The sequence below is a fragment of the Pseudenhygromyxa sp. WMMC2535 genome (genome assembly GCF_011083025.2).
This window is the reverse complement of record NZ_JABJWV010000001.1, coordinates 4,570,850-4,583,996: the sequence shown is the minus strand read 5'-3', so window position 1 is coordinate 4,583,996 and position 13,147 is coordinate 4,570,850. Positions and strand designations below refer to the sequence as shown.

The 13,147-nt window shown below is 70.7% G+C and carries 9 protein-coding genes; 3 read left to right on the top strand and 6 right to left on the bottom strand.

Translation table 11 applies throughout. The features are described 5' to 3' along the window. Positions 1-14 precede the first annotated feature (14 nt). A complete protein-coding gene (locus G6O69_RS18075) occupies positions 15-2,120 on the bottom strand; it encodes a response regulator (RefSeq protein ID WP_172304748.1) in 2,106 nt (701 codons plus the stop codon). A 19-nt stretch (positions 2,121-2,139) separates the two neighbouring features. On the opposite strand from G6O69_RS18075, the gene G6O69_RS18070 reads away from it, so the two are divergent. Then, the gene (locus G6O69_RS18070) at positions 2,140-4,326 is read left to right on the top strand and encodes a PAS domain S-box protein (RefSeq protein ID WP_172304747.1); all 2,187 of its coding nucleotides are present in this window, start codon (positions 2,140-2,142) and stop codon (positions 4,324-4,326) included. A gap of 58 nt (positions 4,327-4,384) precedes the next feature. Here the strand turns inward: G6O69_RS18070 and G6O69_RS18065 are convergent, their stop codons facing one another. The 5 genes from G6O69_RS18065 to G6O69_RS18045 all read right to left on the bottom strand — a co-directional run bounded on the left by G6O69_RS18065 (position 4,385) and on the right by G6O69_RS18045 (position 10,977). After that, entirely contained in the window at positions 4,385-5,464 is a 1,080-nt protein-coding gene (locus tag G6O69_RS18065) for an SMP-30/gluconolactonase/LRE family protein (protein WP_172304746.1), read from the bottom strand. A 51-nt stretch (positions 5,465-5,515) separates the two neighbouring features. Next, on the bottom strand, positions 5,516-6,220 hold the full coding sequence (locus tag G6O69_RS41615; protein WP_275943084.1) for a response regulator transcription factor: 705 nt from the start codon (positions 6,218-6,220) through the stop codon (positions 5,516-5,518). 227 nt (positions 6,221-6,447) lie between these two features. After that, positions 6,448-7,089, bottom strand: a complete 642-nt coding sequence (locus G6O69_RS18055; RefSeq protein ID WP_172304745.1) for a ComF family protein — start codon at positions 7,087-7,089, stop codon at positions 6,448-6,450. Between the two features lie 58 nt (positions 7,090-7,147). Further along, positions 7,148-9,214: a cation:proton antiporter gene (locus G6O69_RS18050; RefSeq protein ID WP_172304744.1), complete on the bottom strand. Its 2,067-nt coding sequence runs from the start codon at positions 9,212-9,214 to the stop codon at positions 7,148-7,150. A 194-nt stretch (positions 9,215-9,408) separates the two neighbouring features. Further along, positions 9,409-10,977, bottom strand: a complete 1,569-nt coding sequence (locus G6O69_RS18045; RefSeq protein ID WP_172304743.1) for an OmpA family protein — start codon at positions 10,975-10,977, stop codon at positions 9,409-9,411. A 232-nt stretch (positions 10,978-11,209) separates the two neighbouring features. On the opposite strand from G6O69_RS18045, the gene G6O69_RS18040 reads away from it, so the two are divergent. Both G6O69_RS18040 and G6O69_RS18035 read left to right on the top strand, forming a co-directional pair. Then, a complete protein-coding gene (locus G6O69_RS18040) occupies positions 11,210-12,097 on the top strand; it encodes a hypothetical protein (RefSeq protein WP_172304742.1) in 888 nt (295 codons plus the stop codon). 122 nt (positions 12,098-12,219) lie between these two features. Beyond that, the gene (locus tag G6O69_RS18035; RefSeq protein WP_172304741.1) at positions 12,220-13,113 is read left to right on the top strand and encodes a 2-oxo acid dehydrogenase subunit E2; all 894 of its coding nucleotides are present in this window, start codon (positions 12,220-12,222) and stop codon (positions 13,111-13,113) included. The last annotated feature ends 34 nt before the right edge of the window (positions 13,114-13,147 follow it).

Genomic DNA, 13,147 nt, shown 5'->3' with positions numbered 1-13,147 from the left:
GGTGGGGGGTGGCGTCAGTTGCCCTTGCGGCGGTGTTTTTCGAGCTCTTCACGCATGGCCCGCTGGAGCAGGGCCATATCGAAGGGCTTGTCGATGCGCCGGGTCTGGATCTGCTCGATGAACTCGGCGGCGCGCTCGGTGAACGCCCCGCCGGTCATGAACACGACCCGCTCGGCCATCGCGGCGTGGTGCTCGAGGATGTGCTCGTAGACGTCGCGGCCCGTGAGGTCGGGCATCATGATGTCGCAAAAGACCAGCTCGAAGCTGCGGCCGTCGTCGAGCAGCTTGATGCCCTCGCGCCCGCTGGTGACCACGGTGATGTCGTGCTCGGGGAAGGTCCGCACGAAGCTGCGCCCGATGTTGGCCTCGTCGTCGATGACCAGGATCGTCGCCCGGGGCACGGTCTGCTCGGGCTGGGCTGGCTTGAGCTCCTTGCTCGGGCTGCCGGTCGCGCCCTCGGGGGCCGGCGGCAGGCGGACGATGAAGGTGGTGCCCTTGCCGGGGCGCGAGTCGACCTGGATGACGCCGCCGAGGCCCTGGATGATGTCGCGGCAGATGTACAGGCCCAGGCCCGTGCCCACGCCCACGGGCTTCATGGTCACGAAGGGCTCGAAGATCCGCTCGATCAGCTCCTTGGGGATGCCCGTGCCCGTGTCCGAGACCTTGACCTCGGCCCAGCCGTCGGCGGCCGTGCAGGTGATCAGCTCGATCAGGTTCTCGTCGGCGGCGCCGTCGGGGATCGCCTGGGCGGCGTTGACGATCAGGTTGAGGAAGACCTGGCCGAGGCGCGAGGAGTTGGCCAGGATCTTGGGCACGTCCTCGTAGCTGCGCTCGAGCTTGGCACGGTGGCGGATCTCGTTGATCGCCATGCGCACCGAGGAGTCGAGCACCTTGCGGACGTCGACGGGCTGGGTCTCCTCGGAGGAGCGCGAGAAGGTCTTGAGGTCGCGGGCGATGTCGCGGACCCGGCGGGCGCCGTCGGCCGTCTCGCGCAGCAGCTCGAGGGTGTCCTCGGAGCACAGCAGCTTGCGGGCCTTGTCTTGCTTCTCGCTGGGGACGATCGCCTTCTCGGCGCGCTTGCCCAGGATGTGCAGGTTGGCGAGGATGTAGGTCAGCGGGTTGTTGATCTCGTGGGCGACGCCAGCGGCCAGGGTGCCGATCGAGGCCATGCGATCCGAGAGCATCAGCCGAGCCTGGAGATCCTTGCGGTCGGTCATGTCGAGCATGACCCCGTCCCACACGACCGTGCCGTCCTCCTCGCGGATCGGCCGGGACTGCGCCTGCAGCCAGCGGATCTCGCCGTTGGGCATGACCAGCCGCCCCTCCCAGGTCCACAGGCTCAAGCTCGCCGCCGAGCGGGCCAGCGACTCGCCGAGGTCGTCGCGGTGCTCGGGATGGATGAGATCGAGGAAGGCTCGCGCGTCGGCGAGGACCGCGTCGGGCTCGACCCCGAAGGTCTGCTCGGCGCTCTCTGCCAAAAAGGTGAACGCGAAGTCTCCGTCGGGGCGACGCTCGAACTGGAGGAGCACGCCGGGGATGTTGGAGGCGATCCGGCTGATCCGCGCCTCCGTCGAGGCCAGCGCCTCGCGGGTGTCGCGGACCTCCGCGGTGCGCAGCTCGACGAGGCGCGCGAGCTCCTTGCGCTGCTGATCGTTCTCGGCCTGCAGGCGCCGGTTGTCGTCCTGGAGCGACTTGACCCGCGCCGCCGAGGCCACGACCTTGCGGATCTTGGTGCTCGAGACCGGCTTGGAGATGTAGTCGTAGGCCCCCGAGCGAACCGCGCTCGCGGCCGTCTCCACCGTCGGCTCGCCGGTCACGAGGATGACCTTGATGTTCGGCCAGCGCTCGGCGATCGCCTCGAGCAGCGAGACGCCGCTTCGGCGGGGCAAGATGATGTCCGAGACGACGACGTCGAAGTCGTCGGTCTCGAGCGTTGTCAGCGCTTGATCGACATCCTCCGCCGTCTCGACTTCGTGGCCATCGTCACGAAGGAAGAGGGCGAAGGTGCGACGCAAGCTGCGTTCGTCGTCGACGACGAGGACTCGGGCCATGGCTTTGTAACGCACGCCGGACGCGGACTGCGTCCGACCTTTCTCCGCGGGGTCGTGCCGGTATAACATGGCGAACCGATCCGCCGACATGGGAACTAGCGACGAAGAGTCGGAAGACCCCGACCGCGAGGGGCCTGGCGTCGGGAGGGGCGGCGACGCCCCGGGCGCGGAGCGTCTTTGGCCAAGCGATCACTCGCGCGCCCAGACGGGCAATGAGACGGGTGACGAAAACGAGACGGGCGACGAAGAAGACGCCAGGATCATCGAGCTACGGCGCGAACTCGCCCGAGCACGCGCGGAGCTGCGGCGCGCCCGCGACGACCTGGACGTGTTCTCACAGCTGACCTCCGGCTACTGGTGGTTTGCCGAGGTCCAGGCCCTGCGTGATGACAAAAGCCCCATCCTCGAGCGCCGCGCCTGGGCGACGCGCAGCTTCACGCGGACGACGGGCTACGACGCCGAGCACATCCGCCAGCTGCTATCGCCCTCGATCGTCCACCCGGAGGACTTCGAGGGCGTCTCCCAGACCATCGCGGCCGTGCTCGCGGGCCGGGAGGCCGGTGGGCGCGATCAAGCAATTCACGAATTCCGACTGCACGGTCGTGATGGCTCACTCATGTGGGTCCGCCAGCGGCTCGAGGGCCGGGGCGAGGGGATCGGCCGGCGGATCTACGCCAGCGGCGAGCTCGTCACGGAGCGCAAGCGCACCGAGGACGCCCTCGGCCACGTCGAGGCCCGCTTCCTCTCCCTGGTCGAACACGCGCCCAACGTGATCGTGACGATCGACCTCGAGGGCACGATCCTCTTCGTCAACCGCCAGATGCCCGGCGACGGCCGCGAGCCCTGGGAGCTGATCGGGAGCACGGTCTTCGACCTCGCCAGCGAGCGGGGCCAGGCCGCGATGCGCGAGGTGATCGCCGGCATCGTCGAGACCAACGAGGCCCAGGAGTTCATGCTCCAGGGGCGCGGCGACGGCCAGGACGAGCCCAGCCCCGAGGCCGCCGCGACGCGCTGGTACGAGGTCCAGGCCGCCCCGGTGATCCGCGGCCGGGAGGTCGCCGCGATCACGATGATCCTCACCGACGTCACGCAGCGACGCCTCGCCGAGCAGGCCCTGCGCCGCTCCGAGTCACGCTGGCGCTTTTTGTGGGAGAACGTCCCCGACGAGATCACCGAGCTCGACGACGAGGGCCGCGTCGTCGTCACCAACCGGGGCCTCGGCAAGCTCGACCCGGCCGCGCTCTACGGCCGACCGATCTTCGACTTCCTCGACGCGGAGCGGGCCCAGGCCCTGCGCGAGGCCATGAGCGTCGCGCGGCTGACCGGCGAGCCGACCAGCTACGAGATCGCCCGCCCGCCGGGCCCGTCGTTCGGGTCGGACGCGCGGCCGGCCTACCAGGGCATGTGGGAGACCTGGTGGTCGATGCGGGTCGTCCCCCACGTCGAAGGCGACGCGCGCGGCTTCCTGCTCGTCGGCACCGACATCACCGACCGCCGCGCGGCCGAGCGCGAGCGCGCCAACCTCGAGGCCCAGCTGCGCCAGCAACAGAAGCTCGAGTCCATCGGCACCCTGGCCAGCGGGGTCGCCCACGAGATCAACAACCCGATCCAGAGCATCATGAACTACGCGGACCTCGTGCAGATCCGCGCCGAGCCCGAGGGCCCCGTGGCCGAGTTCGCCGGCGAGATCGTCGCTGAGACCGAGCGCGTCGCCGACATCGTCCGCAACCTCCTGGCCTTCGCACGCCAGGAGAAGGAGCACCACAGCCCCGCGCGCATGTACGACATCGTCGAGTCCTCGCTGACCTTGATGCGCGCGGTCCTGCGCCGCGATCAGATCGTCTTGCGCGTGGACGTCCCCGAGGACCTGCCCAAGATCAAGTGCCGCAGCCAGCAGATCCAGCAGGTGTTCATGAACCTGCTCGGCAACGCCCGCGAGGCCCTCAACCGCCGCTACCCCGAGTTCGACGACAACAAGCTGATCACGATCAGCGCGCGCACGATCCTGCGCGAGGGGGAGCCCTGGGTGCGGACCACCGTCGAAGACCACGGCACCGGCATCGCCCCCGAGGTCCTCGAGCGCATCTTCGACCCCTTCTTCACCACCAAGGGCCGTGACGAGGGCACGGGCCTGGGACTCTCGGTCAGCCACGGCATCGTCCGCGAGCACCGCGGCGAGCTCGAGGTCGAGAGCGCCCAGGGCGAGTACACCCGCTTTCACGTCAACTTGCGCGTCGACAACGGCTGGAGCTTCGGCCGCGCGCACGAGGACTGAGCGTCAGCGCTCCGGCACGCGGCGCCCGAGTCCACAGCGTCAGCGCTCGCCCCAGACGTCAGCGCTCGAGCCACGCCGCGCGCGGCTCGGTCAGGCTGCCGATGTAGACGCGCTCGCCTTGCTGCTGCGCGCTGGTCGGGGCCGCGAAGCGCCGCCCTTCGGGATCTTGGAGCGTGCGCTGGAGGGTCCCCTGCGCGTCGAAGACCGCGAGGATGGGGTGGCGCGTGGGCGCGGGCTGGACGAAGGCGGGCAGGCGCAGCACGACCTCGCGCAGGCCGGGGCTGTCGTCGAGGGCGTCCATGATCGGGTTGCGCGTCGAGGCCAGGGCGACCCAGAACAGCCCGTCCTCGCCGCGGCTGACGCCATCGGGGAAGCCCGGGAGGTTGTCGACGAAGCCCTCGTCCTCCCCCGCCCGCGGCCCCGAGATCCAGTAGCGACGCACGCGGTAGCGCGCGGTCTCGTTGACGAGCACGAAGCTGCCGTCGGCCGCCAGCGCCACGCCGTTGGCGAAGTAGAGCCCGCTCAGCACGACCTCGCAGGTCCCCCGCCCCGGCAGCCAGCGCAGCAGCCGTCCGTCCGGGCGGTTCTCGATCAGCGTCGCGATCGAGTCGTGGTAGCTGTGGCGCGTGCTCGCGTCGGAGAACCACACGCTGCCGTCGGCGGCGATGTCCAGGTCGTCGGCGAAGTTCACCGGGCTGCCGTCCTCGGTCTGGTCGCACAGCGTCGTCAGGCTCCCGTCGGCCTCGAGGCGCAGCAGCCCCGCCTCGCCGTCGGCGATGACCAGCCGACCCTCGCCGTCGACGTGCAGACCGAGCGGCCGCCCCCCGGTGTCCGCGACGATCTCCGGCGCCCCGCCTGCCCGCGGCCAGCGGACGATGTGCCCGGCGTCGGTGCCCGTGTAGATGAAGCCGCCGAGCTCGTGGAGGTCCTCGGGCCCGGCCTCACCCGGCGGGAGCTCGAGCAGCTCGACCTCGGCCAGGGCCTCGTTGACCGCCCAATCCCCGGTCAGGGCTGGCGCCTGCGGAGCCTCCCAGGCCTCGGGCTCGAAGGCCACCGGCCACAGCGCGAGGTAGGCGAGCAGCGCGAGCGAGAGCCCGAGCGCGACCTTGGCGACGATCTTCAGCGGCTTTTGGGCCATGCGCACGAGCGTCGCACGAGCGGCGCTCTCGCGCTCGGGTGTCGCTCGTACTCAGGCCAGCTCGAGCAGGCCGCGGCGGATCGCCTGGACCACGGCCTGGGTCCGCGAGCGGGCCTCGAGCTTGTCGAGCAGCGCGTCGACGTGAAATTTCACCGTGTGCGCCGAGATGCCGAGGCGCTCACCGATGACCCGGTTGGACAGGCCGTCGGCGAGGAGCTCGAGGACCTCGCGCTCGCGCGGGGTGAGCTCGGCTAGCGGACGCGCCCGCGAGGCGGCCGGCGCTTCGGCGACGGTCTGCTCCGGAGACCAGCTCGCCACCACCGCGTCGCCGGGGTCCTCGTCGAGGATCACCAAGCCGAGCTCTGCGGCGAGGACCGCCGCGCGCAGCCGCGAGTTGCCGGCGTCGCGGTCCAACACCCCGCGCACACCCAGGGCCAGCAAGGGCATGGGGTCGACGCCCTCGGGGAGCAGCGCGACCACGGTGGGCGGCTCGCCCGACTCGCGCCGCGGCTCCAGGGCACCCGGCGGCAGCACGGGCATGCCGTCCTCGCCGAGCTCGAGGCCGAGGGCGTCCCAGATCAGCACCCGGGCGCGCTCGACCTCGTCGACCACCGCCAGCTCCCGCGCCGAGGTCAGCCGCGTGCGCAGGGCCGACTCGACCAGGGGGTCCGCGCTGATGACCGCGACGGGGATCGCGGTCAAGTCGGGCAGAGAGAGGGCGGCGGCGCTGGCGAGGGCTACGTTGCTGTCGAACATGATAGGCGGCGCAGGTGGGACTCGGGTGAGTGGCCCGGTCCAGAGGTTCGCTGCGAGGTGATGATCGTTGCATCTTCTCGCAGGGATCTGACGAAAAAACTGAAATTCCCAAGCGCCTGTCCAAAGTACAGGGTGAGGCGCGGGCCGTGGGCGTGGATCGAGCTTGAACCGCTTCGCGAGCAATTTCGAACCATCACCGCCCAGCGGCCCGCGCAACCCCGCTGCGCTCAGATCCGCCGCAACAGCGCGAGCCCTGCGACCTCCCCTGCGCCGGCCTCGCGCAGGGCCTCGAGGCAGGCCGCCATGGTCGCCCCCGTCGTGGTCACGTCGTCGATCACCAAGACGCGCCGGCCCGACACCCGAGCTCGAGTTCGTACGCGAAAGGCCCCCCTGACGTTGACGCGGCGGGCGTCGGCGCCGAGCTCGGTCTGGGGGGTGGTCGCCCGCCGGCGAGTCAGCACGCGCTGGAGCTCGGCGGCGCCCATGCGCGCGCCGTGGCGCTGGGCCCAGCGCGCGAGCTCCTCGCTCTGATCGAAGCCCCGGGCGAGGCGGCGCCGCCAGTGCAGGGGGACCGCCGTGATCACGTCCCAGGGCGCGCCGCTCGGGCTCGCGCGTAGCCAGGGATCTTCGGCGAGCAGCCGACCCAGGGGCCCCGCGAGGGCGAGGCCGCCCGAGAATTTGAGCGAGACGACGGCCCGCGCCAGCGGCCCGTCGTAGCTCCAGGCCGCGCGCACGCCCTCGCGCACGCTCAGCGAGCGGGGCAGCCGGGCTTGCTCGGGGCCGCAGCGGCTGCACAGGGCCAGGGCCAGATCATGGCGCAGCAGGCAGCCGCAGCCGAGACAGGTGGGAGGGAAGAGTAGCGTCCACATGCCCAGTCTTCGGCCCGGGCGCGCCGCGAGTGCGCTCGAGGCATGAAAAAAATTCTCGCTACTCGATCTTTCCGGTGTCGAGCAGGCCGCGCGCGGCCTCGACCGCGTGGGCAGCCCCGGCGAGCACCAGGCTGTCGCCGGGATCCAGGCGGTCTTGGCCCGAGGGCATCGAGGTCGTCTCGCCCTCGTGGGCGATCGCGATGACGGTGGCCCCGGTCAGGGCGCGGATGTTGAGCTCGGCCAGGGTCCGCCCCGCGGCCCAGGCTTCGGCGGACACGACCACCCGGGAGGTCGAGCCCAGGCCAGGGAGCAGGTCCTCGCTCCGCGGGCCGGGGCTCGGGTGCCCCCCTGCCCGGGCGTCGCCCTGCGGGTGCTCGCTCTCGTCGGCCATCTGACGCCCGAGCAATTCGACGAGCGCCGTGGCGCCGGCGCGCACGTGACCCTGGAGGTTGGTCGCCGAGCGCCAAAACAGCACGGCGAGGCCCAAGGTGAGCGCGGCCAGGCCGATCAGCCCCCAGGGCGCGCCGACCAGGGGCGCCGTGAGGGCGACGATCGGCGCCCCGACGGCGAGCACGACCATGGACTGGAGGGCCACGACGAAGGCCCGACGCGGCGCCTGGCCAGGGTCCATGGCCCCGGGCGAGCGCATCGGGATCACCCGCTCGGCGAGCAGGTGGCCGGCCCGCCGAGCCGAGCGCAGCAGCGCGATGATCAGCGGCAGGCTCAGGATCGCCCCGGCGAGGATCACCAAGATCCCCGGCACCCGCGGCCCCAGCCAAGCGCCGATCTCCACACGGAAGTGCGAGATCAACACCCAAATCCCGGCCAGGGCCAGGCCGTCGATGGTGATCACGATCGCCGTGTTGCGCAGGTGCGAGCGCTTGTCCGGCGAGGGCGGGGCCTCGCGCACGGCCTCGAACCACGACTCGCACAGGCTCGCGAAGGTCTGTAGCGGCCGCGGGAGGACCTGGTCCACGGCCTTGGCCAGGCGATCCGAGACCCGGACCATCAGCGGGGTGGTGAACGCGGTCAGCACCGCGACGGTCACGACCACCGGCTGGAGGTAGTCACCGACGATCCCCGCGCTCACGCCGATGGCGGCGATGATGAACCCGAACTCGCCGATCTGCCCGAGCGAGAGCCCGGCGGTGACCGAGCGCCGGACCCCGTTGCCGCTGAGGATCCCCGCAGTGCTGACGGCCAGGAATTGCGTGACGATCACCACCGCCGCGACCAGCAGCGACAGGCCGATGTGATCGATGGCCAACATCGGGTCCACGGACATGCCGACGGACACGAAGAAGACCGCGGCGAAGAGGTCGCGGACCGGGTGGACGAGCTCCTCGATCCGGTGAGTGCGGCCGGCCTCGGCGACCAAGGTGCCCGCGAGGAAGGCCCCGAGCGCGACCGAGTAGCCGAGGTGCTCGGCGAGGCTTGCCATGACGAAGCACAGCGCGATCGCGCCGACCAGCAAGGTCTCGGTGCTCCCGCGGTCGGCGAGGAAGCGGACCAGGCGTGGGACCACGAACAGCCCGACGACCGTCAGCCCGACCAACACCCCGAGCAGCTCGAGCAGCGTCGAGCCGAGCATCTCCGGCGAGAGCCCGGCGCCGGCGGCGACGGCGGTCAGGCCGGCGACCAGCACGAGCGCCGCGAGATCCTGGATCACCAGCACCCCGAACACCAGCTCGCGGACCCGGGGATCCGGCGGCCGCTCGGCGAACACCTTGGCGACGACCATGGTGCTGGAGATCGCCACGCTGGCCGCGAGGAAGACCGCGTCCATGACCTCGAAGCCCAGGCCCCGGGCGACCGAGAAGGCCACGGCCATCAGCGCGCAGACCTGAAACAGCCCGGTGAAGCCGGCCGTGGGCAGCACCCGCAACAGCCGGCGCACGCTGAACTCGAGGCCGACGGCGAACATCACCAGCACGACCCCGAACTCCGAGAGCGCGCCGATGCGCTCGGCGTCGGCGAAGATCGGGATCGGGATGTAGGGGCCGACCACCAGGCCCGCGAACAGGTAGCCGAGCACGCTCGACTGACCCAGGCGCTGGAAGATCACGCTGATCAGCGCGGCCACGCCCAGGAGCATGGCGAGGTCACCGACGAATTGGTGGTGCACCCAGCTTGTATGTCTCCCCCGGGCGCGGCGAACAAGTCGCGGGCGACCAGGATCGCTCACCTCGAGCACCGGCGCGGCCCGAAGCGGGCGCGGCGCGAGAGCAGGCCTCGCTCGGGAGGCCTGCTCTCGCGCGAGCGAACCCGTGAAAAAACCCCAGCGCAGCCGCGAGCGCGCTCCCGACGAGCAGCCCGGCGCTACTCGCCGGCTTCGGAGCCCTGCGCGCCCACGGAGACCTCACCTTCGGCCGCGGTCCCGGCAGGCTCCACCGCGGGCGCCGGCTCGCTCCCGCCGCGGGCCTCCGCGCCCTTGAGCACGCGAAACTCGATGCGCCGGTTGTTGGCCCGGCCCTCGCGGGTCGCGTTGCTGTCGACCGGGACGTCGGGGCCGTAGCCCACCGTGGTGATCCGGTCCTCGGCCACGCCCATGCCGATCAGGTAGCTGGCCACCGACTCGGCGCGGCGCCGCGACAGGTCCATGTTGTGGTCGCGCGCGCCCTTGCTGTCGGTGTGCCCGGAGATCTCGATGCGCACGTCCGGGTACTTGGTCAAGGTCCGCACGGCCTCGTCCAGCGCCGGCAGCGAGCTGCGCTTGATGATCGCCTCGTTGGTCTCGAAGGTGATGCCCTTGATGCTGCCGTTGAAGCGCTCGACGGCCTCGGGCAGCGCGTCGGGGCAGCCGTCGGCGTCCTCGAAGCCGTTTTCGGTCTCGGGCTCCTCGACGCACTGATCCACGTCGTCGAAGATCCCGTCGCCGTCGGTGTCGCGGATCGGGCAGCCATCGGGCTCGACGCCGGCCTCGTCGGGGCAGGCGTCCTGCGCGTCCCAAAAGCCGTCGCCGTCGCGGTCCTGCTCGGGGCAGCCGTCCTCGTCCTCGAAGCCGTTGACGGTCTCCGGATCGTCGACGCACTGATCCACGTCGTCGAAGATCCCGTCGCCGTCGCTGTCGCGCGGCTCGTCCGGCGGCGGCGGCGTCGACTTGCGCTGGGCTCGCGAGCGCCCGAGGACGATCGACAGGCTCAGCAGCGCCTCGAGGTTGTGGGCCTCGAAGGTCTGCTCGACGCCGCGGCGGTTGCTGACCACGTCGCGCACGTCGAGGCGCAGGCTCACCCAGCGGTCGAGGTAGAACTTCACGCCGCCGCCGAAGTGCAGCGCCGGATCCACGTCGTCGCCCAGGGCCTCACGGGCAGAGCGCACGCCGATCAGCCCGCCGCCGACGAGCACGAAGGGGGTCACGCTCCACAGCCCGAGCTGACCCACGACCTGACCGCGGACCATGAAGGGCATCACGCCCTGGCCGTCGTCGACGCGGCTCGGCGCGACGCCGCCCTCGGCCTCGAGGCCGAAGAAGCGCAGCGGGTAGTAGCCGATGCGCAGACCGAGGTCCGGGTTGACGCGACGCAAGGGTCGAAAGCCCTGGTCGTCCTGGTCGAGGTCGGGCTCGAAGAGCTCGTGGTCGGCCGAGAGCAGCAACACGCCGCCGTAGATCCCGATCTCACCGGTGTTCGCCTCCGGCGCCCAGCGGCGGATCCACGGGATGTCCTTTCGCTCCCCCGTCTGGCGCGCGTCGGACTCGGCGGGGCCCTCCTCCGGCGCCTCCCATCCCCCCTCTTCTCGACGCGTCTCCCAATCGTCCCCCGATTCGGGTGCTCGCGCGTCGAGCTGACCTGTGGGCTCATCCGCTGGAGTAGCGCTGACCTCCGCAGCCTCGCGCTGCTCGGCCGGCTGACCGGCACCAGCCACGGCCGGCGCTAGCGCCAGCACCACGCCGGGTAGGAAAAGGACGACACATGAACGCATGACACGACCGGGACGAGCCCGTTCATGGATCGTGCCCGATCCATGCACGCTTCGCAGTTTTTCGGCGAATCTCCGGGGCAAAGACGCTCTCTTCGTGTGAGCAGGACCTCTTTCTGCCCATCTGCGCAGCCAATTCGGTAGGTGGGGACTCTTGATCCAGATCACATTTGTCTCCAAAACCCGCGCCTATCCTGCTCCAATGCGCGCTTTTCCTAAGACCTCCCTCTTCCTCGGGCTCGGGCTCTGTTTCGCCTCCCTCGTCGCGTGCAGCGACGACGGCGGTGGCGAGGGCAGCGAGGACGTCGACGACACCGCTGGCGACTCGACCGAGTCCACCGACACCGCGGACTCGACCGACACCGACATCGACACCACCGAGTCCACCGACACCACCGAGTCCACCGATACGGACGTCGACACCACCGAGTCCACCGACACCGACGCCGACACCGACTCGACCGACACCTCGGAGACCACCGAGAGCGTGTGCGAGGTCTGGGAGATCACCTACGATCTTACCGACAGCGAGTTCGAGATCAAGGACACGCCCGCTGCTGGCGCAGGGGATCAGGTCAACGTCGTCCAGGAGCCCTACACCGACAACGACCACGTCGGCCCCGGCAACTTCGTGCTCCGCTTCCAAGATGTCGACGGCGACCCCGGGGGACTCGCGGCCATGGTCTCCTACGACATGAGCCTGCACTTCGTCGTCGAGTCCGCCGTCACAGTGGCCACGGACCTCGAGACCAGCGCCGGCCCCGACGCCTGCGGCGTGACCACCGGGACCGTGAACGGCACCACCGTCGCCTGGGAGCCGGCGGCGATCGTCGGCATGGAGTCCATGGGCCAGCTGCTGTGCACGGGACTGCTCTGCTCCCTCGGCGGATTTCCCGACGGCGAGCCCGTGCCCCAGGACGAGGTCAAGGATCAGCCGGCCAGCGACTTCGTGTTCAACGCCGACTTCAGCGGCTTCACCATGGCGACCACCGTGATCGAGCAAGACGACAACTCCACGGTGACCTGGACCTACGTCGGCACCGAGGTCAGCCGCGAGCTCGTCGGCGCGCCGGCCTGCATGTGCAACTGAGCGCCCAAACGCCGGTCTTTGCATGACACGAGCCCGCCTCGGCCACGAGCCGACGGCGGGCTCGCGCGTGTCGGCGCGCCGCAAATGACCGCGGGGCCCCAAACCAGCTACAGTCAGCGGCCATGGCCAAAATGACCGTGCGCCGCAAGCTCGCCATCGCAACCTGGCGAAGCCCCAGCGAGGGCAACATCTACGGCAAGATGACCGTCGACGCCGAGAACGCCCTGCGTTACATCGAGCACCTGCGCGCCGAGACCGGCGAGAAGGTCACGATGACCCACCTCGTCGGCAAGGCGGCGGGCATGGCCCTGGCCCAGGCGCCCACCCTCAACGGCTTCTTGCGCTTCGGTCGCTACCACCCCCACGAGCGCGTCAACGTGGCCTTCCTCGTCGCCCTCGAGGGCGGCCGCAACCTCGCCAAGGCCAAGGTCGAGGACATCGACCAAAAGCCCGTGACCGGGATCGCCGGCGAGCTCCGGGCGCTGGCCACCAAGCTCCACCGCGGCGAGGACGAGCAGTTCGAGAAGACCCAGGGCCCCCTGCACTTCTTGCCCACCTGGATCATCCGCCCGCTGGTCCACTTCACGGGCTGGCTGACCGGCGCCCTCGGCCTCGACATGCGCGGCGTCGGCCTCGAGCCCTTCCCCTTCGGCGCCTGCATCGTGACCAGCGTCGGCATGTTCGGCCTCGACGAGGCCTTCGTCCCGCCCACGCCCTTCGCCCGGGTGCCCGTCTACGTGCTGATCGGGGCCGTGCGCCCGGCCGCGACCGTCGTCGATGGCGCGCTCGAGGTCCGCAACCAGGTGACGATCACGGCGACCATCGACCACCGCTTCATCGACGGCTTCCAAGGCGGCGTGCTCGCCAAGGTCGTCAAGCAGGTGATCCTCGAGCCGTGGACCCTCGACGGCCTCGACGCGCCGCCCTGGGCGAGCGCGCCAGCACGGACCGGACCTGGCACACCGGGACTCGCCGCCACCAGCGAGCCCCAGGCCGCCGCTCTCGGGCCCAATTGAGCGCGGGCTCGGGGCCAAGAGCTGGCACCCGAGC